Source organism: Micromonospora musae (assembly GCF_003626545.1).
GTDB classification, from domain to species: domain Bacteria; phylum Actinomycetota; class Actinomycetes; order Mycobacteriales; family Micromonosporaceae; genus Micromonospora; species Micromonospora musae.
Genome location: NZ_RAZS01000006.1, coordinates 154,195 through 180,777 on the forward strand (window position 1 = coordinate 154,195; position 26,583 = coordinate 180,777).

At 72.4% G+C, this 26,583-nt stretch carries 24 protein-coding genes and 1 tRNA gene; 17 read left to right on the plus strand and 8 right to left on the minus strand.

Annotated features, from left to right (window positions below; translation table 11 throughout):
* Positions 1–149 precede the first annotated feature (149 nt).
* From cspE to nudC, 5 genes are all read left to right on the plus strand, one after another.
* Positions 150–353, plus strand: a complete 204-nt coding sequence (gene cspE / locus D7147_RS18145) for a transcription antiterminator/RNA stability regulator CspE (RefSeq protein ID WP_076466503.1) — start codon at positions 150–152, stop codon at positions 351–353.
* A 192-nt stretch (positions 354–545) separates the two neighbouring features.
* Positions 546–1,880 (plus strand): DEAD/DEAH box helicase, encoded by a 1,335-nt coding sequence (locus D7147_RS18150; RefSeq protein ID WP_120679201.1) that lies wholly within the window; start codon positions 546–548, stop codon positions 1,878–1,880.
* A 166-nt stretch (positions 1,881–2,046) separates the two neighbouring features.
* Positions 2,047–3,357, plus strand: a complete 1,311-nt coding sequence (locus D7147_RS18155; RefSeq protein WP_120679203.1) for a M16 family metallopeptidase — start codon at positions 2,047–2,049, stop codon at positions 3,355–3,357.
* Complete coding sequence (locus tag D7147_RS18160) at positions 3,354–4,712, plus strand: M16 family metallopeptidase (RefSeq protein ID WP_120679205.1); 1,359 nt, start codon at positions 3,354–3,356, stop codon at positions 4,710–4,712. The genes D7147_RS18155 and D7147_RS18160 overlap by 4 nt, the downstream gene beginning before the upstream one ends.
* A gap of 55 nt (positions 4,713–4,767) precedes the next feature.
* Positions 4,768–5,727 (plus strand): NAD(+) diphosphatase, encoded by a 960-nt coding sequence (gene nudC / locus D7147_RS18165; RefSeq protein ID WP_233563204.1) that lies wholly within the window; start codon positions 4,768–4,770, stop codon positions 5,725–5,727.
* A 147-nt stretch (positions 5,728–5,874) separates the two neighbouring features.
* Here nudC and D7147_RS18170 read toward each other — a convergent pair whose 3' ends face one another.
* The 3 genes from D7147_RS18170 to D7147_RS18180 form a co-directional block, all read right to left on the minus strand.
* Positions 5,875–6,138, minus strand: a complete 264-nt coding sequence (locus tag D7147_RS18170; protein ID WP_120679207.1) for a hypothetical protein — start codon at positions 6,136–6,138, stop codon at positions 5,875–5,877.
* A gap of 219 nt (positions 6,139–6,357) precedes the next feature.
* Entirely contained in the window at positions 6,358–6,594 is a 237-nt protein-coding gene (locus D7147_RS18175; protein WP_120679209.1) for a DUF397 domain-containing protein, read from the minus strand.
* A gap of 69 nt (positions 6,595–6,663) precedes the next feature.
* Entirely contained in the window at positions 6,664–7,644 is a 981-nt protein-coding gene (locus D7147_RS18180) for a helix-turn-helix domain-containing protein (RefSeq protein WP_120679211.1), read from the minus strand.
* A 141-nt stretch (positions 7,645–7,785) separates the two neighbouring features.
* Between D7147_RS18180 and D7147_RS18185 the strand changes: the two genes are divergently transcribed.
* Positions 7,786–9,189, plus strand: a complete 1,404-nt coding sequence (locus D7147_RS18185; RefSeq protein WP_120679212.1) for an MFS transporter — start codon at positions 7,786–7,788, stop codon at positions 9,187–9,189.
* A 110-nt stretch (positions 9,190–9,299) separates the two neighbouring features.
* On the opposite strand, the gene D7147_RS18190 is transcribed toward D7147_RS18185, so the two are convergent.
* Complete coding sequence (locus tag D7147_RS18190; protein WP_120679842.1) at positions 9,300–9,545, minus strand: mycoredoxin; 246 nt, start codon at positions 9,543–9,545, stop codon at positions 9,300–9,302.
* 92 nt (positions 9,546–9,637) lie between these two features.
* On the opposite strand from D7147_RS18190, the gene D7147_RS18195 reads away from it, so the two are divergent.
* The 3 genes from D7147_RS18195 (at position 9,638) to D7147_RS18205 (ending at position 12,679) form a co-directional block, all read left to right on the plus strand.
* Positions 9,638–11,803, plus strand: a complete 2,166-nt coding sequence (locus tag D7147_RS18195) for an ATP-dependent DNA helicase UvrD2 (RefSeq protein ID WP_120679214.1) — start codon at positions 9,638–9,640, stop codon at positions 11,801–11,803.
* A 122-nt stretch (positions 11,804–11,925) separates the two neighbouring features.
* Complete coding sequence (locus tag D7147_RS18200; RefSeq protein WP_120679844.1) at positions 11,926–12,180, plus strand: hypothetical protein; 255 nt, start codon at positions 11,926–11,928, stop codon at positions 12,178–12,180.
* Between the two features lie 133 nt (positions 12,181–12,313).
* Complete coding sequence (locus tag D7147_RS18205) at positions 12,314–12,679, plus strand: WhiB family transcriptional regulator (protein ID WP_120679216.1); 366 nt, start codon at positions 12,314–12,316, stop codon at positions 12,677–12,679.
* A 410-nt stretch (positions 12,680–13,089) separates the two neighbouring features.
* Here D7147_RS18205 and D7147_RS18210 read toward each other — a convergent pair whose 3' ends face one another.
* The 3 genes from D7147_RS18210 to D7147_RS33110 all read right to left on the minus strand — a co-directional run bounded on the left by D7147_RS18210 (position 13,090) and on the right by D7147_RS33110 (position 15,985).
* Positions 13,090–14,436, minus strand: coding sequence for an ABC1 kinase family protein (locus D7147_RS18210; protein WP_120679218.1), 1,347 nt, complete (start codon positions 14,434–14,436; stop codon positions 13,090–13,092).
* Positions 14,437–14,548: 112 nt separating this feature from the next.
* A complete protein-coding gene (locus D7147_RS18215) occupies positions 14,549–15,601 on the minus strand; it encodes a TOMM precursor leader peptide-binding protein (RefSeq protein WP_120679220.1) in 1,053 nt (350 codons plus the stop codon).
* A 216-nt stretch (positions 15,602–15,817) separates the two neighbouring features.
* Positions 15,818–15,985, minus strand: a complete 168-nt coding sequence (locus D7147_RS33110; RefSeq protein WP_007072829.1) for a DUF5679 domain-containing protein — start codon at positions 15,983–15,985, stop codon at positions 15,818–15,820.
* 527 nt (positions 15,986–16,512) lie between these two features.
* Between D7147_RS33110 and D7147_RS18220 the strand changes: the two genes are divergently transcribed.
* Together D7147_RS18220 and D7147_RS18225 are read left to right on the plus strand one after the other, a co-directional pair.
* Positions 16,513–17,046 carry a M48 metallopeptidase family protein gene (locus tag D7147_RS18220; RefSeq protein ID WP_120679222.1) on the plus strand — a complete coding sequence of 178 codons (534 nt, stop codon included), beginning with the start codon at positions 16,513–16,515 and terminating at the stop codon, positions 17,044–17,046.
* A 44-nt stretch (positions 17,047–17,090) separates the two neighbouring features.
* Complete coding sequence (locus D7147_RS18225; RefSeq protein WP_120679223.1) at positions 17,091–17,690, plus strand: glycosyltransferase family protein; 600 nt, start codon at positions 17,091–17,093, stop codon at positions 17,688–17,690.
* A gap of 98 nt (positions 17,691–17,788) precedes the next feature.
* Here the strand turns inward: D7147_RS18225 and D7147_RS18230 are convergent, their stop codons facing one another.
* A complete protein-coding gene (locus D7147_RS18230) occupies positions 17,789–19,087 on the minus strand; it encodes a zinc-dependent metalloprotease (protein WP_199716579.1) in 1,299 nt (432 codons plus the stop codon).
* A 112-nt stretch (positions 19,088–19,199) separates the two neighbouring features.
* Here D7147_RS18230 and D7147_RS18235 point away from each other — a divergent pair, with 112 nt between their 5' ends.
* From D7147_RS18235 to D7147_RS18260, 6 genes are all read left to right on the plus strand, one after another.
* Entirely contained in the window at positions 19,200–20,213 is a 1,014-nt protein-coding gene (locus tag D7147_RS18235; RefSeq protein WP_120679227.1) for a YlbL family protein, read from the plus strand.
* A 187-nt stretch (positions 20,214–20,400) separates the two neighbouring features.
* Positions 20,401–23,412 (plus strand): UPF0182 family membrane protein, encoded by a 3,012-nt coding sequence (locus D7147_RS18240; protein ID WP_120679229.1) that lies wholly within the window; start codon positions 20,401–20,403, stop codon positions 23,410–23,412.
* A gap of 162 nt (positions 23,413–23,574) precedes the next feature.
* Entirely contained in the window at positions 23,575–24,087 is a 513-nt protein-coding gene (locus D7147_RS18245) for a SigE family RNA polymerase sigma factor (protein WP_120679231.1), read from the plus strand.
* Positions 24,077–25,003, plus strand: a complete 927-nt coding sequence (locus D7147_RS18250) for a hypothetical protein (protein WP_120679233.1) — start codon at positions 24,077–24,079, stop codon at positions 25,001–25,003. Before D7147_RS18245 ends, D7147_RS18250 begins: the two co-directional genes overlap by 11 nt.
* A 95-nt stretch (positions 25,004–25,098) precedes the next feature.
* A tRNA-Met gene (locus tag D7147_RS18255) sits at positions 25,099–25,172 on the plus strand.
* 241 nt (positions 25,173–25,413) lie between these two features.
* Positions 25,414–26,580 carry an ROK family protein gene (locus tag D7147_RS18260; protein ID WP_120679235.1) on the plus strand — a complete coding sequence of 389 codons (1,167 nt, stop codon included), beginning with the start codon at positions 25,414–25,416 and terminating at the stop codon, positions 26,578–26,580.
* Positions 26,581–26,583: the final 3 nt, after the last annotated feature.

Consider the following 26,583-nt stretch of genomic DNA (forward strand, 5'->3'; position numbering starts at 1 on the left):
CTGGTGGATCGTGACCCCAGGCGCACTTTGTTGTGTCCGGAGTTCTCCGGGCGGGGCGACCAGCAGCGACAGGTGCTCGACGTGATTCACGCGAGTGCTCCCGGGCCCGCAGCAGGTGCGGGTTCGACGTTCCGTCAAGGAGACGAAACATGGCAATTGGCACGGTCAAGTGGTTCAACGCTGACAAGGGCTTCGGGTTCATCACCCCGGACGACGGCGGCGCCGACGTCTTCGCGCACTTCTCGGCGATCCAGTCCTCCGGCTACCGGAGCCTGGACGAGAACCAGCGGGTCGAGTTCGAGGTGACGCAGGGCCAGAAGGGCCCGCAGGCGGCCAACATCCGCCCGCTCTGATCGTCGGGTAACTCCGTACCACCCACCGCGCTCTTCGGGGCGCAGTGACGAGTCGGCCCGCCGCCGCACGGCGGCGGGCCGACCTGTACCCCACTCGGTTCGTGCTTGCGACCGCCGGCGGCTCCGCCGCACCGGCGACAGCGCCACCCCGGCGCCTTCCTCGACACGTGCCGCCTCGAGGAAGGCTTTCTCATGACTGACGTCATTCCGTCGTTCGCCGGTACCGGCCTGGCTCCGGCCCTGCTCGCCGCGTTGTCGGCACAGGGCATCGCCGAGCCGTTCCCCATCCAGTCCGCCACCCTGCCCGACTCGCTCGCCGGCCGGGACGTGCTCGGCCGGGGTCGTACCGGCTCCGGCAAGACCCTCGCCTTCGGGCTCGCGCTGCTGCACCGGACCGCCGGCCGGCGGGCCCGTCCGGGCCGTCCGCTGGCGCTGGTGCTGGTGCCGACCCGCGAACTGGCCCAGCAGGTGACCACGGCGCTCTCCCCGTACGCCCGTGCGGTCGGGCTGCGCTGCGCGACGGTGGTCGGCGGACTGTCGCTGCAGCGGCAGGCGGACGCGCTGCGCGCCGGGGTGGAGGTGCTGGTGGCCACCCCCGGCCGGCTGCACGACCTGATCAACCGCGGCGACGCCCGCCTCGACCAGGTCCAGGTCACGGTGCTCGACGAGGCCGACCAGATGGCCGACATGGGCTTCCTGCCGCAGGTCACGAAGCTGCTGGAGCAGGTCGCTCCGGACGGGCAGCGGATGCTCTTCTCCGCCACGCTCGACGGCGGCGTGGACCGACTGGTCCGCCGTTTCCTGAGCGACCCGGTGTCGCACTCGGTCGACCCGGGGACCGCCACGGTCACCGCGATGAGCCACCACGTGCTGCACGTCGACCCGATGGAGAAGACGGCCGCGGTCACCCGGATCGCCGCCCGCGAGGGGCGCACCATCCTCTTCCTCGGCACCAAGCACCGGGCCGACCGGCTCGCCCGCCAGCTGCTGGCCAGGGGCGTACGCGCCGCGGCCCTGCACGGCGGCAAGTCGCAGCCGCAACGGACCCGCATCCTGGAGCAGTTCCGCACCGGGCTGGTGACCACCCTGGTCGCCACCGACGTGGCGGCCCGGGGCATCCACGTCGACGGGCTGGATCTGGTGGTCAACGTGGATCCGCCCACCGAGGCCAAGGACTACCTGCACCGGGGCGGCCGTACGGCTCGCGCCGGGCAGCCCGGCCGGGTGGTGACCCTGGTCGTGCCGGAGCAGCGGCGGGACGTCTCCCGTCTCATGGCGACGGCCGGCATCCGCCCCGAGTCCGTCCAGGTGCGCTCCGGTGACGACGCGCTGGCCCGGCTGACCGGGGCGCGGGAGCCCTCCGGTGTGCCGGTGACGATCGCGCCGCCGGCACCCGTGCGGGCGGCCCGTCCCGCGTCGGTACGGGCGACGGACGGGGCGACCGACGAGGGCGGATCACAGGTGGGCCGGCCCACGCACCGTGCGTCGGGGCGGTCACGTCGCCCCCGCCGTCCCCGCCGGGCCTGACACCTGCCGATCCACCGCCCGACGGTCGAATCGCGGCCGTCCGGTGGCAGCTCGGCGAACCGGCGTCGCGGCCGCGGCCCACCCGTCGAGATGGTGGGATACCCCGGTCGCGGCGGCTGTCGAAGGTCACAGGTGGCGGAGGTGCCGACGCGCTAGGGTCGGTCACGTGGCGGCGCGGAGATCGAGAATTCCAGCGACCAAATATCCAGTCGAGCGGTTCAAGCTCGACAACGGCCTGCGGGTGGTCCTCACCCCGGATCGGAGCGCCCCGGTCATCGGGGTCGCCGTCGTCTACGACGTCGGCATCCGCTCCGAACCGGAGGGACGCACCGGCTTCGCCCACCTCTTCGAGCACCTCATGTTCCAGGGCTCGGAGAACCTGGAGAAGCTGGCCCACTTCCGGCACGTGCAGGGCGCCGGCGGCACCTTCAACGGCTCCACCCACCTCGACTACACCGACTACTTCGAGACCCTCCCCAGCAATGCGCTCGAGCGCGCGCTCTTCCTCGAGGCCGACCGGATGCGTGGTCCCCGGTTGACCGAGGAGAACCTGCGCAACCAGGTGGACGTGGTCAAGGAGGAGATCCGGGTCAACGTGCTGAACCGGCCGTACGGCGGGTTCCCCTGGCTGACCCTGCCACCGGTCATGTTCGACACCTTCCCCAACGCGCATGACGGCTACGGCTCCTTCGACGATCTGGAGTCGGCCACCGTCGCCGACGCGGCGGACTTCTTCCGGCGCTACTACGCCAGCGGCAACGCGGTACTTGCGGTCAGCGGCGACCTCGACGTGGCCGAGGCGACCACGCTCATCGAGCGGCACTTCGGCGACGTGCCGGCCCGCCCCGCCCCGCAGCGTCCCGACTTCACCGAGCCCGACCTGACCGCCGAGCGGCGCACCTCCTACACCGACAAGCTCGCCCCGCTGCCGGCGGTCGCCAGCGCCTGGCGGGTACCCGACCCGCACAGCGACTTCCTCGGCTACCTGCCGTACGTGGTGCTGGCCGAGGTGCTCACCGACGGCGACGCCTCCCGGCTGGTCGAGCGGCTGGTGCAGCGGGACCGGACGGTCACCAGCGTCGGTGGCTACCTCGGCTTCATGGGCGACCCGTTCGACGTACGCGACCCGACGGCGCTGCTGCTCCAGGCTCACCTGCCGCCGGGCGGGGACGTGGAGAAGGTGCTGCGCACCGTCGACGAGGAGCTGGACCGGCTCGCCACCGACGGGCTGTCCGAGGGGGAGTTGGCCCGTACCCAGGCCCGGATGGCCACCCACCTGCTGCGCGACACCGACGCGGTGCTCGGCCGGGCGCTGCGGATGGCGGTGCTTGAGCAGCAGCGTGCCGAGCCGGGCCTGCTCAACGACCTGCCCCGGCTCGTCGGTGAGGTCACCGACGAGCAGGTGCGCTCCGCCGCGGCCACCCTGCGGCCGGAGCGTCGGGCCACCATCGAGGTCGTCGCCGGCGGTGCCCGATGAACGCGCGAACGAAGAAGGAGAACGTGACGGCGACCGTCGAGCCCGCGCCGCGGACCCTGCCGCCGCTCGGCCCCAACCGCAAGCTCAAACTGCCGAAGCAGGCGGAGCGCACGCTGGCCAACGGCCTCACCGTGATCGCGGTGCGCCGGCCGGCGGTGCCCCTCGTGGAGCTGCGGCTCTGGGTGCCCTTCGGGCGTACACACCTGGCCCGCGGGGCGATGCTCGCGCAGACCATCCTCTCCGGCACGGAGACCCACACCGCGACGCAGATCGCCGCCGAGCTGCAGAAGGTCGGCGGTGGTCTCGCCGCCGGGGTCGATCCGGACCGGCTCATGCTCTCCGGGGCGAGCCTCGTCACCGGCCTGGGCCGGATGCTGGAGCTGCTCGCCGACGTCCTTACCGGGGCCACCTATCCGGGTGACTGGGTGGAGATCGAGCGGGACCGGCTGGTCGACCGGATCCAGGTCGCCCAGAGCCAGCCCGCCCACCTGGCCCGGACGGCGCTGCTCAAGCGGATCTACGGCCGGCACCCGTACGCGGTGCAGACCCCGGAGCCCGATCAGGTCCGCGCGGTCCGGCCGCCCGTCCTGCGCCGCCTGCACGGCGAGCGGGTACACCCGGCCGGTGCGGTGCTGGTGCTCGTCGGCGACGTGCAACCCGACCGCGCGCTGGAGGCCGCCGAGGAGGCGCTCTCCGGTTGGAAGGGCGACGGGCAGCCGGCCGAGCTGCCGCCCGCCCCGCCGTTGGAGCCGGGCCCGCTGCTGCTGGTCGACCGGCCGGGGTCGGTGCAGTCGTCGCTGCGGGTCGCGCTGCCGGCGGTGCCCCGCACCCACCCGGACCACGCGGCGCTGCAACTGGCCAACCTGATCTTCGGCGGCTACTTCTCCTCCCGGTGGGTCGAGAACATCCGCGAGGACAAGGGCTACACGTACGGCCCGCACTCGGTGGTCGAGCACTCGGTGGCCGGTTCGGTGCTGGTCGCCGGCGCCGAGGTGGCCACCGAGGTGACCGCTCCGGCACTGCTGGAGACGGTGTACGAGCTGGGTCGGCTCGCCTCGCTGCCGGTCAAGGAGGAGGAGCTGGAGCAGGCCCGCCAGTACGCGCTCGGCACCCTTCAGCTCGGCATGTCCACCCAGGCCGGCCTGGCCGCCCTCGTCAGCGCGTACGCGGGCAACGACCTGCGGCTCGATTTCCTGGCCGAGCACGCCGCACGCCTGGCCAAGGCGACGGTGGCGGATGTCGCGGAGGCCGCGGCCCGCTACCTCGCCCCGGCGAACGCGGTCACCATGGTGCTCGGTGACGCCGAACGGATCGCCCCGTCGCTGGCCGCGCTCACTCCGATCGAGACGGCATGAGCGAGCGCAGCGCGGCAGAACCGCACGCCGTCGCCGGTCGAGGGGAGGCGGCGGCGTGAGCGGGGAGGCGGCTCCACCGCTGGCCCGCGCCACGCTGGACCGGGCCGCGCACCACCGTACGGATCGGGCCTGGCTGGCCGAGGCGTGGCTGCGGGGCCGGGTGCTGGCGTTGGACTCCACGGCGGAGGGTCGGACGCTGGTGCGTACGGACGCGAACCCGCCGGCGCTGGTGCTCTTCCGCGCCGACGAGCTGCCGGCGGGGAGCGAGGCGGCCGCGATGTTCCTCGGGGTCGAGCAGGACGGGCTGCCCGTCTTCGCGGTGGACATTCCGCTGCCGGAGGTGGTCGGCACCCGGACCGTCGGCCTGCGCGACGTCGGGCATCTGCTCACCGACCGGGACGCCGGCCTCTTCACCACGGCGTTGGCGCTGCTCAACTGGCACATCCGACACGGCTACTCGTCGGCCAGCGGCTCGCCGACCGAGATGGACGAGGCGGGTTGGTCCCGCATCGACCGCGACGGCGATCGGGTCTGGCCGCGCACCGACCCGGCCATGATCGTGCTGGTGCACGACGGGGAGCCGGGCCTCGCGGGGCGGTGCCTGTTGGGCAACAACGCCGCCTGGCCGAGCAGCCCCGGGCAGCGGCGCTTCTCCTGCCTCGCCGGCTACATCGAGCCGGGGGAGTCGGCGGAGGCCGCCGTGCTGCGCGAGGTCCGCGAGGAGGTCGGCGTCGAGGTCGGGAACATCGTGTACGTCGGTAGCCAGGCCTGGCCGTTCCCCGGTTCGCTGATGCTGGGCTTCCTGGCCACCGCCGACCCGGAGGATCCGGTGCGGATCGACCCCACCGAGATCGCGTACGCCCGCTGGTTCACCCGGGCGGAGATCGGCGCGGCGCTGGCCGGCCGGACGGTGGACGTGGGCGGGGGCGCGCAACTGGTGCTGCCGCCGCCCGCGTCGATCGCGTTGTTCCTGATCCACCGCTGGCTGGACGGCTGGGTGGACGAGGCGCGCTGAACGCGGAAGCCGTCGGCGCGGCGATGCCGGATGCGGTCCCGGCCCGTGACCGTCGTTGCCGCGGCGGTCACGGGCCGGGAACACGGACCGTCGTGGTCGGTGGGCGAGGAACGCGGCGGGGGAGCCGGTCCGGCCACGACGGACGCCTCATGTCTGTCGGCTGCGGTAGGCGGGTAGGGGTTCACCGAGCGGCAGGACCTTGATCCGTTGCCGGCCGGCGCGGACCGCGCCCACCGAGGCCAGGGCGCGGGCCAGGTGCATTGCGGCCTCTCGGTCTTCGGCGTGGACGACCTGCCGGCGTGGCTCGGGCGCGGTCGTCTCGTCCCGCAACCGGTGGCCGCCGGCCCAGGCGGCCGCGATCTCCCCGTCGGCGACGGTGCGGATGTCGGTGCGAACGATCAGGAACCGCATGGGGGTCTCCGATGAACCGCGACTGGTGAGCCGGTGTGGAAGTTCCACGTCACTCACTCGTCATGTTACGCGCCGTGTTCGTCCCAGCAAGTGAAACTCGACGATTGATTCGGCGCGTCGTCCGATCAGGGGATGCCTGGTCAGCGGTGGATCGGGTCGGGTCGGGAATGCGACAGGGCCGCCGGCATCCGTGCCGGCGGCCCTGTCCCGTCAACCAGCTCAGTTCAGATCGAACTGGCCTTCTTTCGCTCCCGCGATGAAGCCGAGCCAACCGGCGCGGTTGAACAACAGCACGGGGCCCTGCGGATCCTTGCTGTCCCGCAGCGCGATGGCGGCGGGACCGCCGACCGGGGCGACTTCCACGCAGTTGGAGGTCTGGCTGCGGGTGCTCTTGCGCCACGGGGCGTCCGCCAGCAGTCGGGCGGGGACGGACGGGTTGTTGCGGATCTCGTTCATGGTTCTGCTCCATTCGAACCGCTCCGATGGGACGAGTGGCGCACGCGCCGACGGGCGGTCCCCCGTGGATCACCGGTCCGTCAGTCGCCCCGGCTGCCGGCGGCGTTGGACCGGCGCCGTTGCCGGCCCGTACGCCACTGTGGACGGGGAGTCTGCCCCGGTCAGCCGTCCCGTCGCCTCGATCAGCCAAGCGAGGGTGTCCGAGGCGGGAAGTGCCGCCGTGCATAGCCACTCGAACACCACTTTATAGCGATTCAGTGTTTTTGCGTCGGTCGACATGACGTCGGTGAAGCCACCTTCGATGGCGACCGTCTCCGGATCGAGCGGATCGGCGAACCGATAGAGGGAGAACGCGGTCGGCGGGAGGTACCAGTCGCCGACCCGGGTCTCGCGGAGCAGCACGTGCAGGGTCACGTTCGGCAGCAGCGCCAGCTCGCACAGCTGGACCAGCTGCTCGTACAGCACCTCCGGCGGGCCGGCCCGGTGGCCGAGCGCCGCCTCCTCGATGACCGCCGTGTAGCGGGGTGGGTCGTACTCCCGGGTGAGCAGTGACTGCCGGGCGAGGCGGGCCTGCACCTCGGTCTCGGTCTCCTCCGTCGGCTCCGGATCGCCGGCCTGGTCGGCGACCTGCTGGGCCGAGACGATCCGCACACCCGCGTAGCCGGCGGTCTGCAACAGGCCGGGGACGAGCACCGGGTTGTACTCGGAGATGCCGACGCAGCCCGCCTCCAGCTCGGCGAAGCTCCGCTGCTGCTGGGTCATGACCGGGAAGTTCTTCAACCAGCCGCGCATGTCGCCGGCCTCAAGCGTGATGCCGAGCAGCTCGGCACGGAGCGACTCGTCGGCGCGGTAGAGGTCGAGCAGGGTCCGGACGTCCTCCGGGTCCGGCCGGCTGCGTCCGTTCTCCAGGCGGGACAGTTTGGACGCTGATGCCCAACCGATCCGCTCGATGACCTGGTCTCCGGTGAGACCCGCCGTCTCGCGCAGTCGGCGCAGCTCTGTGCCGAGCCTGCGGCGGCGCAGGATCGGGCTGGGTGAGGCAGGAGGCAAGAGTGTCCTCTTTCCCATCGACCGCCGCAGACGCGACGGTAACTGTATGAAGTTCGCCCCCCACGGTCAGTATGGACGGCGCGGCCGGTGTCGGACGTACCGGCGAGGGCGTGTCTTGCAGAAAAGAGGACCGTGGAACGTGTGGCCGCCCCACCACGGCGTCCGGACCGCCCACGCCGCCCCGAGAGCGCGCCCAGTGCGGCGCGCCACCGTCGCCCCGGAGGAACAATGCGCCACGTCCTGCGCCGACCCGAGTTCCGCCTGCTCTTCTGCGGGCTGCTGGCGAGCATGAGCGCGGAGTCCATCCTGCTGCTCGCGCTCGCCATCTGGGTCAAGGACCTCACCGGCTCGGACGGCATGGCCGGTGCCACGATCTTCGCGGTCATCGCGCCGATGACGTTGGCGCCACTGGTCGGGTGGTTCGTCGACCGGTACCCGCGACGACAGTTCTTCGTGGTGGCGAACCTGGTGACCGCGGTGCTGCTGACCCCACTCTTCTGCGTACGGGAGCGCGACGACGTGTGGATCGTGTACGCGGTGGCCGCCCTGTACGGACTCTCGTACCTCGCGCTCAGCGCCGCGCTCAGCGGGCTGATCCGGCAACTGGTCCCGATCGAGCTGCTGGCCGAGGCGAACGGCGTGCTGCAGACCGTACGACAGGGGTTGCGACTGATCGGACCGCTCGCCGGCGCCGGCCTCTACGCCGCGATCGGCGGCCCGGCGCTGGCCGGAGTCGGCGTTCTCGGGTTCGTGACGGCAGCCGCCGTGGTGGGCATGCTGCGGACCCGGGAGGAGCCGCCCGCGCGACCGGGACCGCGCTGGCCGGCCGAGGTGAGTGCCGGCCTGCGGCACCTGGCCGGCGAACCCGCGTTGCGTCGGGCGCTCTTCGGCTACGCGCTCGGCTCGCTCGTGATGGGCTTCACCGAGTCGCTGATCTTCGCGTACGTCGACCAGGGGCTCCGCCGGGACGCCGCGTTCGTCGGGGTGCTGGTCACCGTGCAGGGCGTCGGCGGGCTGGTCGGTGGGCTCTGCTCACCCGGCGCGGTACGCCGGCTCGGCGAGGTGGGCACCCTCGCGACCGGGGTGGCCTTCTTCGGGCCGGCCGCGCTGGCGCTGGCCTACCCCGATCTCCGGCTCGGGGTGGCGGCGGTGCTGCTGGCCGGGGTCTCGATCCCGCTGACCATGGTGGGGCTGAACACGCTCATCCAACGCCGTACCCCACCGCCGCTGCTCGGCCGGGTCACGGCCGCCTCCGAGGCGGTGGTCAGCGGGCCGCAGGCTCTCTCGATCGGCGTCGGCGCGCTGCTCGTCGGCGCCGTCGACTACCGGCTGCTCTTCCTGCTGACCGGTCTGGTCACCCTGCTGGCCGGCGGCTACCTCTGGCGCTCCCGGCACCTCACCCCGCCGACCGAGCCTCCCCACCGAACAGCGCGGATCCCGTCCCCGCGCCGCCCGTCCGCCCCCGGCTCCTCCCCGACCGCCCCCGGCTCCCCGAACGGTGATCATGAAGTTATCGGCGCGACACGCCGACGCCGTGGCCGATAACTCCATGATCACCGGGCCGAGCCGGGGCCGGGGTGGGTTGGGGTTGGGGTGGGGACGGGGAGAGGCGGCCGCCCGTCCGGGCGGCCGCCTCTCGGGGGACTACTGGATGATCAGGCGGTCACGATGGTCGCGAGGTGCTGCTTGACCTGGTTGATCGACGGGTTGGTGAGCGCGCTGCCGTCGGCGAAGCGAAGCGTCGGAACGGTCTGGTTGCCGCCGTTGACGCTCATCACGAACTCCGCGGCCTGGGGGTCCCGCTCGATGTCGACCACCTCGTACCCGATGCCCTCCCGGTCCAGCTGGGACTTCAGTCGGTGGCAGTAACCGCACCACGAGGTGGAGTACATCGTCAGCATGGTCAATTCCTCCCGCTGCTCCGCCGTCGGCTTGCCGATCAAGCCGAGGCTATCCACTGCAACATCCGGGGTTGCTGCGAGAATTCCTTGCTGTGGCGGTTCACTCTGACGCGGAACGGGTGCTCGCCGGGCTGGATCCCGAGCAGCGCGGCGCGGTGACCGCGCCGGCCGGGCCGGTCTGCATCCTGGCCGGCGCGGGCACCGGAAAGACCCGGGCGGTCACCTCGCGGATCGCCCACCGGGCACTCACCGGTGAGATCTCCGGCCGGCACGTGCTCGCCGTCACCTTCACCGCCCGCGCCGCCGCCGAGATGCGGAGCCGGCTCACCCAGCTCGGGGTGAGCGGTGTCCAGGCGCGCACCTTCCATGCGGCCGCGTTGCGCCAGGTGCGCTACTTCGCGCCCCGGCTGCTCGACGGGCGGGCCATGCCGGAGCTGCTGGACAGCAAGGTCCGGCTCGTCACGCTCGCTGCGGCCCGGGTGGGTCTGCGTACCGACCGGGCCGCCGCCCGGGACCTGGCCGGCGAGATCGAGTGGGCCAAGTCGTCACTCGTCGAGCCCGGCGAGTACATGGTGGCGGCGGCGAAGGCGCTGCGGGACACCCCGCACGAGCCGGCGAAGGTCGCCGAGGTGTTCGCCGCCTACGAGAAGATCAAGCGTGGCAACGGCGTGATCGACTTCGAGGACATGCTGCGCGCGGCGGTCTGGGGGATCGAGGAGCACGCCGACGTCGCCGAGCAGGTGCGCGCGCAGTACCGGCACTTCGTGGTCGACGAGTACCAGGACGTCAACCCGCTCCAGCAGCGGCTGCTGGAGGCCTGGCTCGGCGGGCGCAACGACCTGACCGTGGTGGGGGACGCGAGCCAGACCATCTACTCCTTCACCGGGGCCACCTCGTCGTACCTGGTCGACTTCCCGCGCCGCCACCGGGACGCGGTGGTCGTCCGGCTGGTCCGGGACTACCGGTCCACGCCGCAGGTCGTCGGGCTGGCCAACGCCGTGATCTCCCAGGCCCGGGGGGCCGAGGCCCGGCTCCGGCTGGAGCTGAGCGGGCAGCGTCCGCCCGGCCCCGAACCGGAGCTGCGGATCTTCACCGACGAGCCGGCCGAGGCGAACGCGGTGGCGGCGCGGGCCCGGGCGCTCATCGACGCCGGCACCCCCGCCCGGGAGATCGCCGTGCTGTTCCGCACCAACGCGCAGTCCGAGGCGTACGAGAAGGCGCTCACCGAGGCCGAGGTGCCGTACGTGGTGCAGGGGGCGGAGCGGTTCTTCGAGCGGGCCGAGGTGCGGCAGGCGATGGTCGCCCTGCGCGCCGCCACCCGCTCCATCCCGGGGGAGACCCCGCTCCCGGCGGCCGTGGTCGAGGCGCTCGCGGCCGTGGGCTGGTCGCCGGAGACGCCGCCGGCCGGTGGCGCCGCCCGGGAACGCTGGGAGGCGCTCGCCGCGCTGGTCCAGCTCGCCGAGGAGTACGCGGCGACCCCCACCGTCCTGCCGATCGGCGAGGCGGCGACCGTCGAGCGGGCGGTGACGCTGGCCGAGTTCACCGACGAGCTGCACCGCCGGGCGAGCCAGCAGCACGTGCCCACCCTCGACGGGGTGACCCTGGCCTCGCTGCACTCGGCGAAGGGGTTGGAGTGGGACGCGGTCTTCCTCGTCGGGCTCTCCGAGGGCACCCTGCCCACCACGTACGCGAAGACGGCCGAGCAGGTCGAGGAGGAGCGCCGGCTGCTCTACGTGGGGGTCACCCGCGCGCGGGAGTGGCTCTGGCTGTCGTACGCGGTGGCCCGCTCGCCGGGTGGGCGGGCCCGGCGGCCGTCGCGTTTCCTGCCCCAGCTCGACCGCTCCGGCGGCGGTGGCGAGCGGGCCCGCGGCACGAGCACGACGCCCCGGCCGGAGCGGCGGCGGACGCAGATCGTCTCCTGCCGGATCTGTGGCGCGACGCTGCTCGCCGGTCCGGAGCGGAAGCTGGGACGGTGCGCGACCTGCCCGTCCGACATCGACGAGGAGCTGCACGAGCGGCTGTGCGAGTGGCGGCGGCGGGTCGCCGGTGACCAGCGGGTCCCGGCCTACGTGGTCTTCACCGACGCCACCCTGACGGCGCTGGCCGAGCGGCGGCCGGGTCGCCCCGAGGATCTGATCGCCATCGCCGGCATCGGCCCACGCAAACTGGGCCTCTACGGCGAATCGGTACTGGCGCTGGTGGGCGGCGCGGCGGTCGACGACGTCTGCCCCGAGAAAACTTTCGAAATCGAGCCGTAAATTCGTTTGCCCTCCCCCTCGGGCGAGGAATAGCCTCAGTGCACACCTCGCGAGCGGCGCAGTTCGGGCTGCTCACGGGGGTTGTCCCAGTCGATTCGAGGAACGTGAGGGAGGTGGCACCCGTGAAGATCTTCACCTATGAGCGTCTGGCGGCGATGCCGGCTGCCTGCGCTCCGCTGTCGGCTGTCCGGGTGGCTTCCGTGGTCAAGCGACCGTCGGTCCCACAGGTGCACCAGGTCGAGGCTCAGGCCGAGCTGATCCTCGCCGCTGCGCCGAACGGACTCCGGGGGACCAGTGGCTTCACGGGCATGGGCATCGATGGTGTCGCGAAGCGCACCGATGTCCGCGGCGTTCCACCTCGAGGTAGACCGGTCTGATCAACAGACCGACCGGCTCACCTCGAGGCCGCGGAACCCGTAAACCGGGATCCGCGGCCTCAGTTTTTTGCTCCGCCCACGTAGTCGGAAGTAGCGATCCACGAGATCGAAATGAGAGAGAGGTGACCGGGCGATGAGTCTGGCACTGGCTCCGCTCGACCTGGACGTCGAGTTGGAGGCGAACCTGCCCTGCCGGAAGTTCGACCCCGACCTGTGGTTCTCCGACGCGCCCGCCGAGCTCGAGCTTGCCAAGTCGCTCTGCGGGGACTGCCCGCTGCGCGTCGAGTGCCTCGCCGGCGCGGTCGAGCGTGCCGAGCCCTGGGGCGTCTGGGGTGGCGAGATCTTCGAGCGTGGCGCGGTCGTCCCGCGCAAGCGGCCCCGTGGCCGTCCGCGCAAGGAGGACGTCGCCCGTGACGCCGCGCTCCGGGTCGAGGCCGAGGCGCGCCTGGCGGCCAGTGGGCTGTCCCAGGGGCGTAACGCGGTCCGGCTGGCGGCCTGACATGAACCCGATCCGAACCAACCACGCCGGTACAGCTCCGGCGACGACTGGAAACGACATGCTGCACGTACCCAACGGAGTTGAGATGCAACTACTTCACGAAGCGTTGTCCAGGGCCCGAATGCGCCGGCCTCAGGCCGGCAACACCACGAGCACTGAGGCAACCCGTTCCGCCCTCACCGTCGCCATGAACAGCCGCCGACAGTCGGCACGCGACCTGGGCATTCGCTGACACCACCGATCCGCGGGGGCGGGCGGCCGGAACTCCGGCCGCCCGCCCCCGCGGCGTAGCCGGGCGAGGTGGCGCTGAGCCCCCGAACGACGCGGGGCCGTCCTGCTCGACGGGGCGGGCCCGCGCTTCCCGGGGAGCGGCGGCTCGTGTCCCGGCGGTCGCGGCGAGGAGCGGCGGCTCAGCCGACCGGCGCGAAGCCGGGCAGCCAGCGTTCGAGGATGCGCCGGTACGGCGCCTTGGCCTCCAACTGGCAGAGCACCCCGATCGAGCCGAGGGTCACCCGGTGGATGAGCAGGTACGACGGGGGCAGGTTGAGCTGACGCCCCAGCTGGTAGGCGGGGGAGCGTGGGCTGGCCAACCGGGCGGCCTCGCCCCGCAGCCAGGCCCGGCTGAACCGGAACTCGTCGGCGGCCACCGGCTCCAGCATGGGCCGCAGATATTCCAGCACCGCCTGCGCGTCGATCTCCTCGGCCTCGCTGACGAAGCCCTCCGCCCGCAGCCCCGCCACGACGGCGTCCGCCTCGCCCCGCAGCGCCAGGCCGGCGAGACGGCCGATCGGCTCCGGGGTGCCGTCCGGCATCCGGGCCACCGCGCCGAAGTCGATCACGCCGAGGCGGCCGTCGGGCAGGAGCCGGAAGTTACCCGGGTGCGGGTCGGCGTGCAGCAGCCCGGCCCGCATCGGCGCGGAGAGGTGCAGCTCGGCCATCAGCCGGCCCGCCTCGTCCCGCTGCTCCTCGGTGCCCTCCCGAATGATCACGGAGAGCGGCGTGCCCTCGACCCACTCGGTGATGAGCACCCGCGGCGCGGCCGAGACCACGGCGGGGATGTAGATGTCCGGATCGTCGGCGTACGCGGCCGCGAAGGCGCGCTGCGACTCGGCCTCGAGCTCGTAGTCGAGCTCCTCGGTGATCCGCTCCCGCAGCTCCACCAGGAGCGGCTTGACGTCGAGGCCGGGCTGGATCGCCCGGAACATCCCGCCGAGTCGGGAGAGCTGCTTGAGGTCCGCGAGCAGTGCGTCCCCGGCGCCCGGATACTGGATCTTGACGGCCACGTCACGCTGCTTCGGCTCGCCCGACGGGCCGTACCCCGGATCCCGCCAGATCGCGCGGTGCACCTGCCCGATGCTGGCCGCCGCGGCCGGGGTGTCGTTGAACTCGACGAAGCGGTCCCGCCAGTCCGGGCCGAGCTGCTCGGTCAGCACCTTGTGCACGCTGGCGACGGGGAGCGGCGGCGCCGCCTCCTGGAGCTTGGTCAGCGCCTGCCGGTAGGGGGCGGCGATCTCCTCCGGCAGTGCCGCCTCGAAGACGGAGAGCGCCTGCCCGAACTTCATCGCCCCGCCCTTGAGCTGGCCCAGGACGCTGAAGAGCTGCTCGGCGGTGCGCTGCTGGATCTCCGCGGAGATCACATCGGAGGCGAGACCGGTGACGCGCTTTCCCATGCCGAGGACGGTCCGGCCGGCGAAGCCGAGCGGCAGTGCGGCGAGCTTGGCGGTCCGGGACACAGCCCGGCGTGGGATGTCGGTCACCCGGTCATTGTTACCGACTCGACGGGCGCGCGGCTGCTGAGCGCCCTGTCACCCGTCGTTCGTTCCGGACGACAGGTCGAAGACGGGTCGTCGGGGGCAGGCGGCGGGGTGGTCAACGGCCTCTTCGCGAGCACCGGCAGGAGGGGTGGGGCGGCCAGTCGCGGCGCCGGAGCCTGCCCGGACCGGCGACCTCGACCGCGCCACCCAGCGTCTCGGGCGTACCGCCGTCGAGCTGGGCCAGCGCCTCCGCGGTGGCGAACCCGGCCGCGGCGAGCAGGGTCGCGGTCGCGCCCGCGGGAAGGGGCTCCTCGCCGGCGAGTTGGGCGGCGAGCCGGGGCCAGTCCGGATCCCGGTCGGTGCGGTGCAGGTCGACGCAGTTCAGGCAGGGTCCGACCGGGGGCCGCACCAGCGGCCCGATCACCGGCACCCCCTCCCGGAGCGTGACGAGCAGGTGCGGCTGGCGGCGCTGGGCGTACCCGGCCGCGATGAGAGCGGCCGGACGGTCCGTGCCGAGCTGCACCACCAGGTCGACCGGGCCGCGTCGACCCGTCGGGCCGGCGGCGCCGGGGGCGGTGCGGGCGATCGCCTCCCGCACGGCGGCGGCGAGCGGACGTCCGAGCTCCGCCGCGGGGATGCCGGTGCCCGCCAGGTCGGCCGGGCGCACCGGACCCGCGAGTTCCGCGCTGACCTGCCCGACGCCGGCCTGGGCGAGCGCCACGGCCACCGCGGCACCGAGTCGACCGGCACCGGTCACCAGCACCCGGGCGCTCAGCCGGCGCCGGAGCAGCTGGGCGGGCGTGGCCGGCAGCCGGGCGGCGGCGAGAGCGAGCGCGCCGGCCTCCGCGCCGAGCCGGGCCCGCGTCGGTCCGGCCAGGTCACGCGGCAGCAGGGTGTGTCCCGGTACGAGCAGACCGGCGGCGCGCAGGGTGTCGAGGAGCGTACGCGCCGGCTCGGCGCCGAGCTCGGTGGCGAGCGGGTGCGTCAGCACGCCACGTTCGCTGCGGGTGCCGTCGAGCAGATCCAGCAGGCGGGCGGCGCGCGGGTCGGCGATCTCGAGCAGGACGGCGTGCTCCGGCCCGACGCCGAGCTGAAGCGTGTGCCGGTCACGCCAGAGCCGGGTGAGGCCGGGAAGCAGCGTGGGGCGGGGGAGTACGGCACGGGTCATGGCAACGAATCGTCACCGCGTCCGTGCGTTACGTCGATCGTTGTCCACAGGTGTGGGGTGCCCTGTCCAGGGCTGTCCACAGGACTTCCGGAGTTATCCACAGGCCTCCGGGTGCGGTGTCGGCCACCCGACACGCTGCCGGCGGGTCAGCCCGGCCGGCAAGCGCGGGCGGGGGTGACCCGTTGGAGAGCCACCCCTCGCCCGTCGCTGATCGGGTCAGACCTTCGCCTTGCCCAGGATGCGGTTCACTGTTGTGCCGCACACCGGACACTTGCCCTTGGCCATGTTCATCCCGGTCTTCGAGACCTCGATGTGTCCCTCGAAGTCCCGCTTCTCCTTGCACTTGACGCAGTAACCGTTGTAGGTCTGGGCCTGGTCGGCCACGGTGCCCTCCTCGTCTCGTCCGCCGGCCGGTACCGGTTCCGGCGGGTTTCCCGGCGGCGGGCCGTGAGCGGCGCCGGCGCTGGGTCTAACTCCCACGGCCACCCGCGTGGCCGCTGGTCCGCGGACCCTACCCAGGTCTGGGCGGTTCCATGTCAGCTGCGCGTCGACACTGTGAGGAAGCCGACCACGAGAGTGTGCACGGCGAATTAGGTCGGATAAGTCAGTTTGGCGGGGACACGCCGACCGAACCCGCACAGACAGCCCTTCGAAGCGCCCCCGCGCGCCGGGTGCACCGGTTGATCACTTACCGTGGGCAGGGGCGCGCCCCTACCCAGCTGGTGGGTATCTCGGGCCGCCACGGTGGGTGACCGGGTGTCCTTCGACACCCCGGCAAGAAATTTTTCAGGACTCCTGGCGACCAATCACCATCTTCCGGGCGCGTGTCGGAGGGTTGACCCTTGCGTACCCCTGGTCACTAGGCAGTAGCTTTCCCTCGTGGCAGCAAATCGAGGCTGCGCGGGTCTCTGATGGCAGGGGCGCGCAAGCCGGTCGTCGAGGTACGGCGCAGCCAGCGCCGACGACGTACGGTGTCCGCCTACCGCGACGGTGAGCGGGTCGTCGTGCTGATTCCCGACCAGTTCTCCCGGGCCGAGGAGAGCGAATGGGTCGACCGCATGCTCGCCCGGCTCGCCGCCCGCGAGGGGCGACTGGCCCGCTCCGACGCCGAGCTGGCTGCCCGGGCCACCCGGCTGCTCGACGCCTACCTCTCCGACCACGGTGCGCAGGCCGTCCCGGCCAGCGTTCGGTGGGTCACCAACCAGAACGGCCGCTGGGGCTCCTGCACCCCCGCCGACCGGACGATCCGCATCTCGCACCGGGTGCAGGAGATGCCGGACTGGGTGATCGACTATGTGCTGCTGCACGAACTGGCGCACCTGATCGTGCCGAGCCACAACGCCGCCTTCTGGGCCCTGGTCGCCCGCTACCCCAAGTCGGAGCGGGCCCGGGGCTACCTGGAGGGCATCGCCGCGGCCGTCGCCGTCCCCGCCCTGACCGAGTGACCCCGGGCCGCCCGCACCGGCGGGAGCGGGTCTAGGGTCGGGGGATGGTTCGGGTCGTCGTCGCATTGCTCGGGCCGGTGCCCTGGACGCCCCCGGGGGTCGATCCGGCCCGCTGGCGTACCGCCCTCGCCGAGGACACCGTCGACCTGCTCGCCACGTTGACCGAGGTCGACACCGCGGTGGCGGTCACCCCCGACGACCGGTGGCTCGCCGACGCGGTCACCTGGCCGGACATGGCCGTCCACGAGGTGCCCGAGCCGACGCCGAACGCCGTGTTCAAGGCGCTCTCCGGGTACGACCAGGCCGCCGTGCTCGTGGCCGACGCCCCGGACCTGCCCGCGCTCACCATCGGCAAGCTGCTCCGCCCACTGACCAGTCGCCCCGCCGCGGTGGCGCCGGCCGAGGGCGCCGGCCCGGGGCTGCTCGGCGTCGCCGTGCGGCTGCCCGTACCGTCGTGGCTTCCGTCGTTGGACCTGGACCGGACGAGGCCGACGGAGATCCGCGCCGCCGCCCCACGCCCCGGCGACCTCTCGGTGACGCCGGCGTGGCGCCGGCTCCGCGGCCCGGCCGACCTGGCCACGCTCGACCCGGCTCTGGAGGGCTGGGAGGCCACCCGCGCCCTGCTCTCGGGCACCGCCGGCTGACCCGACCCGGGCAAGGATGCGGGGCACGATCGCGGCCGGTGCCGACCGCTGGTCGGCACCGGAACCCGGGTCGGTGGAACTCGGCCCAACGGGTGAGGTCAGGAACGCTTGTCGTCGTCGCCCTCGTCGCCGCGCCGCTCCGACTCGCCGGGCGTCTCCTCGTGCGGCCCGCCGGGAGCGGTGAAGTCGAAGTTCTCCAGCTCGCCGATGACGTCGAACTCGGCCATCGCGAACGCCACCGGATCGGCGAAGTCGTCCTCGGAGGGGAGCAGGTCGGGGTGGCCCCAGAGGGCGTCCCGCCCGGCGATGCCGCGGTGCTCGGTGAGCGCCGCCCAGAGCGCGGCCGCCTCCCGCAGCCGGCGCGGACGCAGCTCCAGGCCGACCAGGGCGGCGAAGGTCTGCTCGGCGGGCCCACCGGCCGCACGGCGACGGCGGAACGCCTCGGCGAGGCGTACGACGTTCGGCAACCGGCCACCGGCGGCGCTGTCCACCACGTGGCAGACCCACCCCTCGACCAGCGCCAACGCGGTCTCCAGGCGGGCCAGCGACGCCTTCTGCGCCGGGCTGTCCTCCGGGGTGAAGATCCCCTCCAGGGCGATCGCCTGCATCGACTCCGGGTCGGTCGGGTCGACCCGACCCATCGCCTCCTCGATCGCCTCCCGGTTCACCCGGATGCCCGCGGCGTACGTCTCGACGGCGTTGAGCACGTGCCCGCGCAGCCACGGGACGTGCTGGAAGAGCCGCTGGTGGGCGGCCTCGCGCAGGGCCACGTAGAGGCGTACCTCGTCCTCCGGCAGCTCCAGACCCTCGCCGTACGCCTTGATGTTGGCGGGGATGAGCGCGGCCGTGCCGGCCGGGCCGAGCGGCAGCCCGATGTCGCCGGCCGAGAGCACCTCGGCGGCGAGCGAGCCGAGCGCCTGACCCAGCTGGCCCCCGAACAGGGCCCCGCCGAGGGTGGCGACCATCGACTGCATCGGGCCGAGCTGGGCGCGGGCCTCCGGCGGCACCAGGTCACCCATCGCGCCGACCATCCGGCTGGCCACCGGGTCGCAGAGCTTCCGCCACACGTCCAGCGTCTTGTAGATCCACTCGTTGCGGTTCCAGGCCAGCGAGGTCTGGATGCCGGACGGCAGGGCCGAGGCGGGCTCGAGCCAGAGGTCGGCCAGGCGCAGCGCCTCCTCCACGGCGTTTCGCTCGTACGGCGAGACCGCCGGGTCGCCGGCGGCGGCGAGCTGGCTGGCGGCCACCTGCCGGGCGAGGTCCCAGTTGACCGGCCCGCTGCCCGGCGCGGAGAAGAGCTGCTGCAGCTGCGCCATGAACTGCTGCATCTGCGCGGGGTCGTTGGGGTCTGGTGGTTGCCCACCCGGTAGCGCGAAACCGAACGGAATATCAGGCACGAGGTCTACGGTACGCGCGCTGCGCCCCAGGTAGCGCCGCTGGCGTTGCGCTTAGGGCGAAGTCCTCCGCGCTGCGGTCGGCCGATCCGTGGCGGTCGGTACGCTCTGCCGCATGAGACGTCGCGGCCTGACCGTCCTGCTCGGTGCCCTGTTCACGGCCCTGCTCAGCATCGGGGTGCTCGGGGCGCCGATCCCGTACGTGGTGCTCGGTCCCGGCCCGACCGTCAACACGCTGGGTGCGGAGAACGGAAAGGACGTCATCCAGGTCTCCGGACGGGCGACCTCCACCTCGGCCGGGCAGCTGCGGCTGACCACGGTCGGCGTCCAACCCTCGGTCAAGCTCCGGTCGGCCATCGCCGGCTGGTTCTCGAAGGACGAGGCGGTGGTGCCCCGCGAGTTGATCTACCCGCCCGGGGAGTCGCAGCAGCAGGTCGAGAAGCGCAACGCCGAGGACTTCGCGGCGTCGCAGACCAGCGCCGAGACCGCCGCGCTGCGGGAGCTGGGCTTCCCGGTGCAGGTGGTGGTGAAGGCGGTGACCGCCGGCGGCCCGTCGGTCGGGATGCTGGCCCCCGGCGACGTCCTGACCTCGGTCGACGGCCAGCCGGTGCCGGTCGCCGCCCGGCTCACCGAGCTCATCCGCGCCAAGCGCGCGGGCAGCGCGCTGACCATCGGTTACACCCGGGACGGAGCTCCGGCCACCGCGCGGATCACCAGCCGTGAGCAGGACGGCAACCCGCGGATCGGGGTCGAGGTCGAGCAGAAGCAGCCGCACCCGTTCACTCTCAACATCGACCTGGAGGACATCGGCGGGCCGAGCGCCGGCCTGATGTTCGCCCTCGGCATCGTGGACAAGCTGACCCCGGCCGACCTGACCGGCGGCATGGTGGTGGCGGGCACCGGCACCATCGACGACGAGGGGAAGGTCGGCCCGATCGGCGGGATCGCCCAGAAGCTGGTGGGCGCGAAGCACGCCGGGGCGAAGGTCTTCCTGGTGCCGGCCGACAACTGTGCCGAGGCCGTCCGCAATCCGCAGCCCGACCTGCCGCTGATCCGGGTCGGATCACTGGACGAGGCGCTCACCGCCCTCGAGAAGCTGCGCGCCGGGGGGCAGCCGACCCGCTGCTGAGCCGCCGAGCCCGGCGGTGCGCCACCGCCCGACCGCCTCCGCCGGATCCGCGGAGCCGGTCGGGTGGGCTTCGCCGACGCCCCGTGACCGGCCGAACGCGACCATGGGACGCCGCATTCAGGAACACCCCGTACTCTGGGTGCCTGGTCGGAGCCGATCAATCGAGCGTGCGGAGCCAACAGTGGTCATGCGAAGCGGCAGCCCTCTGCCGAGGATGAGTCGGCGGGGACGGGTCACGATCGCCGTCCTGGTCGGGGTGTTCGCGCTCTTCACCCTGCTCGGTTGGGGCGTGCGCGCCTGGACCGACTGGTTGTGGTTCGACGAGGTCAACTACACCGAGATCTTCACCGGTGTGCTCGTCACCCGGCTGCTGCTCTTCCTGGTGATCGGGCTCGCCATGGCGCTGGTCATCGGCGGCAACCTCTGGCTGGCCTACCGGCTGCGTCCACGGCTGCGCCCGCACTCCATGGAGCAGGCGACCCTGGAGCGCTACCGGATGGCGCTCACGCCGCGCCTCGGCACCTGGATCGCGATCATCTCCGCGGTCGTCGGTCTCTTCGCCGGGCTCTCCGGGCAGGGCCGGTGGAACCAGTGGCTCCTCTTCCGCAACGGTGGTGACTTCGGCGTCAAGGACCCGGAGTTCGGCGTCGACGTCGGGTTCTACGTCTTCCAGCTGCCGTTCTGGCGCTACCTGCTCGGCATCGGCTTCACCGCGGTGGTGCTGGCCGTGATCGGTTCGCTCGCCATGCACTACGTCTTCGGCGGGGTCCGCTTGCAGGGCGTCGGCGACCGGATGACCACCGCCGCCCGGGCCCACCTGAGCACGCTGGTCGCGGTCTTCGTCGCGCTGAAGGCGGTCGCGTACGTGCTGGACCGGCGGGCGATGCTGCTGGAGTACAACGAGGGCGCCAAGCTCTACGGCGCCGGCTACGCCGACGTCAACGCGCTGCTGCCGGCGAAGGAGATCCTCGCGTACATCTCGATCGTGGTGGCCATCGCGATCATCATCTTCTCCAACGCCTGGATGCGGAACCTGGTCTGGCCGGGCATCTCGCTCGCCCTGCTCGGCGTCTCCGCGGTCGCCATCGGCGGCATCTACCCGTGGGCCGTGCAGACGTTCGAGGTGAAGCCGAGCGCCAAGGAGAAGGAGGCGCCGTACATCGAGCGCAGCATCCAGGCCACCCGGACGGCGTTCGACCTCGGCGACACCAAGACCACCGCGTACGCGGCGAACAACCTCACCCCGCCGGCCAGTCTGGCCACCGACACCTCGGTGGTGCCGAACATCCGGCTGCTCGACCCGCAGCTGGTCAGCGAGACGTACACGCAGCTCCAGCAGGTGCGCGGGTTCTACGACTTCGGCCCGAAGCTGGACATCGACCGGTACGGGGTGAACGGGAAGACCTCCGACTACGTGGTCGGCGTCCGCGAGATCAACTACGGCGAGCTGACCGACCAGCAGAACACCTGGATCAACCGGCACACCGTGTACACCCACGGGTACGGGCTGGTGGCCGCGCCGGCCAACCAGGTGTGCAGCGGGCAGCCGTTCTTCGTCTCCGGCTTCCTCGGCGACAAGGCCGGGCAGGGGTGCGCCTCGCAGACCGAGCAGATCCCGGCCGACCAGCCGCGGATCTACTACGGCGAGCGGATGGGCGAGGACGACTACGCGATCGTCGGCCAGACCGACCCGAACAAGAAGGCCGAGTTCGACCGGCCGGTCGGTGAGGGCGGCGGCGAGTTCTACACCTACACCGGCACCGGCGGTGTGGAGATCGGTTCGTTCACCCGGCGGCTGCTCTACGCGATCAAGGAGCAGGAGTCGAACTTCCTGCTCTCCGGGGCCGTCAACGACGACTCGAAGCTGCTCTACGTACGCAACCCGCGGGACCGGGTGGAGAAGGTCGCCCCGTTCCTGACGCTCGACGGCGACCCCTACCCGGCGGTCGTGGACGGCCGGGTCCAGTGGATCGTCGACGGCTACACCACGTCGGCGAGCTACCCGTACGCGCAGCGGGTCAACCTGCGCGAGGAGACGACCGACGAGTTGACCGGCCGGGGGACCTTCCAGCTGGCCCGGGAGAACGTCAACTACATCCGCAACTCGGTGAAGGCGACGGTCGACGCGTACGACGGCACCGTCCGGCTCTACGAGTTCGACGAGAACGACCCGGTGCTCAAGGCCTGGAACAAGGCGTTCGGCGGCGACCTGGTGCTGCCGAAGAAGGACATCCCGGTCGAGCTGGCCGAGCACTTCCGCTACCCGGCGGACCTGTTCAAAGTGCAGCGCAACCTGCTCACCAAGTTCCACGTCACCAACCCGGGCGACTTCTACTCCGCGCAGGACTTCTGGCAGGTGCCGAACGTGCCGGACGCCCCGGACAGCGGCCAGACGCAGCCCCCGTACTACCTCTTCACCCAGTTCCCGGGGCAGGAGGGGCCACGGTTCCAGCTCACCTCGGCGGTCACCCCGAACGGGCGGCAGAACCTCGCCGCGATGATCTCCGGGTCGTACGTCGACGGTGAGCCGCAGTTGGAGGTGCTGGAGCTACCGGACCAGACCCGGATCTCCGGGCCGGTGCAGGTGCACCAGCAGATGACCAACAACGGAGACATCCGGCAGCAGCTCAACCTGCTCGCCGCCTCGGGCCAGGCCCAGGTGTTGTACGGCAACCTGCTCTCGCTCCCGTTCGGCAACGGCATGCTGTACGTCGAGCCGGTGTACGTGAAGAGCAACAACCAGGACGCGTTCCCGCAGTTGCAGCGGGTGCTCGTCTCCTACGGCGACGGCAGTTCGTTCGTGGCGCTGGCGAACAACCTCGCCGACGGCATCAAACAGCTCGTCGAACAGGGCAAACGGGCTGCGGAGAACGCGCCGCCGCCACCGCCCACCGGGGACAACCCGCCCGCGCCGCCGCCCACCGGGCCGGACACGCCGCCGCTCACCGGTGAGCTCGCCGCCGCGGCGGACCGGGTGCAGACGGCGATCGTCGAGGTGCGCGCGGCTCAGGCCTCGGGCGACTTCGAGCGGTACGGCCGGGCGCTCAAGACGCTGGACGACGCGATGAAGGCCTTCGAGGCGGCCCAGTCGCAGGCCACGCCGACCGCCGGCACGCCGGCCAGCCCGACGCCGAGCGGAACGCCGACACCGGGCGGTAGCAGCCCGCCGCCGAGCAGCGGCGCCCCCTCGGGCGGCTGACCGCGGCGGAACGACAGTTCAGCCCCCGGCCCGTGGACCGACTCCGGTCCCGGTGTCCGGGGGCTGTGTCGTCTCTCCGACTCGTCACCGACTGCAACCACCCGCACCGCCCGTCCGTCCTGTCTGCATACGGGCGATGACCGTGGGGAGCGTGGTGGCGAGATGAGGGACGCAGGCAGTTTCGACGATTTCTACCGGAGCACGTCACGGCGGATGCTCCGGTACGGGTACGCGGTCGCCGGTGACTACGTCGAGGCACAGGACCTGGTGCAGGAGGCGTACGCCCGGGCCTGGCGGCAGTGGGGGCGGATGTCGACGCACCCGGCGCCGGAGGCGTGGCTGCGCCTGGTCGTCGCGCGGCTGGCCACGGACCGCTGGCGTCGGCTCAACGGCTGGCGGGCGGCGCTCATCCGCAGCGGCCCGCCGCCGGCCGTGGTGCCGCCACCCGGTGAGGACGGCGTGCTGCTGCTCGACGCGCTGCGGCAACTGCCGGCCGCCCAACGGCAGGCGCTCGCTCTGCACTACCTCGTCGACATGTCGGTGGAGGAGATCGCCCGGGAGACGCAGGTGCCTGTCGGCACCGTGAAGTCCTGGTTGTCCCGGGGGCGGGCGCGGCTGGCCGCGCTGCTGCCCGACGGCGCCGCCGAGGAACTGGAGGCCAACGATGTCGCGTGATCTGTCTGACTTCTACCGATCGCTCGCCGCGGACGCCGACGGCCGCCCGCTCGGCGGGCCGGGCGAGCTGCGCCGGCGGGCCGACCGACGGGCGCGGGTACGGGCGGCGGGGGGAGTGCTGGCGGTGGCGCTGCTGGTCGCCGGCACAGCCACCGGCACCCGGCTGGTCCTCGCCGCCGACGAGGGCCCGGTGGGGCCGCCGGCCGGTCCGCCGGCCCCGACGGTGACCGCGCCCAGTCCGTCGCCGTCACCTGTCACCCCGTCGCCGTCACGGGCCGACCCGTCACCGGTCGGCTCGGCGACGGCGACCGCACCGAGCGGCGGTACGCCCTCGACGAGCAGCGCCCCGCGTACGCCGACCTCGATCCCGGACCGGGCGTTCTTCACCCAGCCCGCGTCGACCACGGCGGCACCACCTGTTTTCCGGCAGGGGGAAGACGTTCTGCCGGACTTCTGCGGGGCGGACCTCGATGGTCGGGTGGTGCAGACCCGGAGTCGGGTGCTCACCTATCACCTGACCCCGAACCAGCCGGAGGCGACGGTGCCGTACGGCATCTACCGCAACTCCATCACCATTCACCGATCCGGTCGGGCGGACGACTGGATGGCCGACCTGCGCCGGGCGGTGCGGGAGTGCCCGGAGCAGGAGACCACACCGGGACGGTTCGACCGGCACCGGCTGCTCCCCGGCGGCGACCTCGGTGACGAGGCGGTGCTCGTCGAGGTGCGCGAGCCGGCCTGGGAGGCGGGTGAGCCGGCGGAGGGCGAGGTCCTGCGGTTGATCCGGGTGATCCGGATCGGCGACGTGGTGACGGTGCTCTGGGAGATGGGCTGGGAGGGCACGTCCAGCGACCGGGCGCAGGTCGACGACTACAGCCGTCGTGCGGAACGGGCCATCTCGAACTGGCTGGACTGATCCACTGCCGGGCCGGCGCTGCGGGTGCCGGCCCGGCACCCGCCCCGATGTCGTTTTGCTACCTGGGGGACGGTGCGCTACCGTTGTCGAGCCGACGCGGGGTGGAGCAGCTCGGTAGCTCGCTGGGCTCATAACCCAGAGGTCGCAGGTTCAAATCCTGTCCCCGCTACGAAGAAACACCAGATCGAGCCCGTCCCCGTTCTCGGGGGCGGGCTCGATTGTTTTGGACCGGCGCTGCCGTGCGGCGCGAGGGCGGGGCTGGCCGTCGCGCCGTCGACCGTGCCAGCGGCCGGACTGCCGCGGACCGGTCCGACCTGGCGTTGCGGGGGTCACGTCGCCGCGAACTGTAGGGCGGCCAATCGCCAAATTCAATACTTGAAGAAGTTAAATATTTACCTAGGCTTGCGGGCATGTCTCCGGTCAGCGACGCGGGTTCGCCAGTAGGGGCACCGGCCGCGACGGCGGTGTTCACGACGGTGTTGACCGAGGGCCCGGTGAGCAGGGTCGGCCTCGCCCGCCGGCTCGGGCTCTCCTCCGCCGCGGTGACCAAGGCGGCCCGCCCGCTCATCGAACTGGGCTACCTGCACGAACTCGCCGCCACGGAGCGCAGCGGCCCGGGCGCCGGGCGCCCGGCCAGTCCACTGGCCGTCCGGGCCGACCGCGAGTTCTTCGTCGGTGTGAAGATCACCGCTGACGAGCTGATCGGGGTGATCTGCGACCTCTGCGCCCAGGTGCGGGCCACCGCCCGCCGCCCGCTCAGCGGTCCCGACGTCGAATCCGTGCTCGCCGAGGTCGGTCTGCTCGTCGACGGACTGCTCGACACGCTGCCCGAACATCGCCCCCGCCTCCGTCGGCTCGGGCTCTCCCTCTCCGGCGACGTGGACCACACCAGTGGTCTGGTCCGCTACTCGCCGTTCCTGCACTGGCGGAACGTGCCGCTGGGCGAGCGGGCCGCCCGGCTGACCGGCCTCGCCGTCACCGTCGAGAACGACGTCAAGGCGCTGACCGCCGCCGAACACTGGTTCGGCGAAGGGGTGGGGGCCGAGTCGTTCGCCCTCGTCACCGTCGGCACCGGCATCGGCTGCGGCCTGGTCGTCAACGGGCGACTGGTCTCCGGCTCGTACGGGGTGGCCGGCGAGATCGGGCACGTCGTCGTCGACGCGACCGGCCCCGACTGCCACTGCGGGGGGCGCGGCTGCGTGGAGTCGATCGCCGGCACGGACGCCATCGTGGCGCAGGCCCGGGAACGAACCGGCCAGCCGGACCTCACCCTCGACGAGGCGGTGGCCCTGGCGCGCGGCGGCCACGAGGGGCTCCGCTCGGTCTTCGCGCGAGCGGGCGACGCGATCGGCTGCGGCATCGCGGCCGTGGCGAACCTCGTGGGTCCGAGCCGGATCGTCGTCTCTGGTGAAGGGCTGGCCGCCTACGACCTGTTCGACGCTCCGATCCGGGCGAGCTTCGAACGCCAGGCCTTCGGCGCGGCCGCCCGCTGCCCCGTCACGATCCGCCCGCTGCCCTTCGAGGAGTGGGCCCGCGGGGCCGCCGCGGTGAGCATCCAGTCGCTCGTCCTTCCCTGACCC

Bases quoted from the DNA above. Each gene is read 5' to 3' on its own strand.
- cspE (WP_076466503.1), top strand. From the start codon at position 150: ATGGCAATTGGCACGGTCAAGTGGTTCAACGCTGACAAGGGCTTCGGG.
- D7147_RS18245 (WP_120679231.1), top strand. From the start codon at position 23,575: ATGAGGGACGCAGGCAGTTTCGACGATTTCTACCGGAGCACGTCACGG.
- D7147_RS18160 (WP_120679205.1), top strand. From the start codon at position 3,354: ATGAACGCGCGAACGAAGAAGGAGAACGTGACGGCGACCGTCGAGCCC.
- D7147_RS18150 (WP_120679201.1), top strand. From the start codon at position 546: ATGACTGACGTCATTCCGTCGTTCGCCGGTACCGGCCTGGCTCCGGCC.
- D7147_RS18170 (WP_120679207.1), bottom strand. From the start codon at position 6,138: ATGCGGTTCCTGATCGTTCGCACCGACATCCGCACCGTCGCCGACGGG.
- D7147_RS18220 (WP_120679222.1), top strand. From the start codon at position 16,513: ATGGCAGGGGCGCGCAAGCCGGTCGTCGAGGTACGGCGCAGCCAGCGC.
- D7147_RS18240 (WP_120679229.1), top strand. From the start codon at position 20,401: ATGCGAAGCGGCAGCCCTCTGCCGAGGATGAGTCGGCGGGGACGGGTC.
- D7147_RS18175 (WP_120679209.1), bottom strand. From the start codon at position 6,594: ATGAACGAGATCCGCAACAACCCGTCCGTCCCCGCCCGACTGCTGGCG.
- D7147_RS18225 (WP_120679223.1), top strand. From the start codon at position 17,091: ATGGTTCGGGTCGTCGTCGCATTGCTCGGGCCGGTGCCCTGGACGCCC.
- D7147_RS18250 (WP_120679233.1), top strand. From the start codon at position 24,077: ATGTCGCGTGATCTGTCTGACTTCTACCGATCGCTCGCCGCGGACGCC.
- D7147_RS18215 (WP_120679220.1), bottom strand. From the start codon at position 15,601: ATGACCCGTGCCGTACTCCCCCGCCCCACGCTGCTTCCCGGCCTCACC.
- D7147_RS18260 (WP_120679235.1), top strand. From the start codon at position 25,414: ATGTCTCCGGTCAGCGACGCGGGTTCGCCAGTAGGGGCACCGGCCGCG.
- D7147_RS18190 (WP_120679842.1), bottom strand. From the start codon at position 9,545: ATGCTGACGATGTACTCCACCTCGTGGTGCGGTTACTGCCACCGACTG.
- D7147_RS18235 (WP_120679227.1), top strand. From the start codon at position 19,200: ATGAGACGTCGCGGCCTGACCGTCCTGCTCGGTGCCCTGTTCACGGCC.
- D7147_RS18205 (WP_120679216.1), top strand. From the start codon at position 12,314: ATGAGTCTGGCACTGGCTCCGCTCGACCTGGACGTCGAGTTGGAGGCG.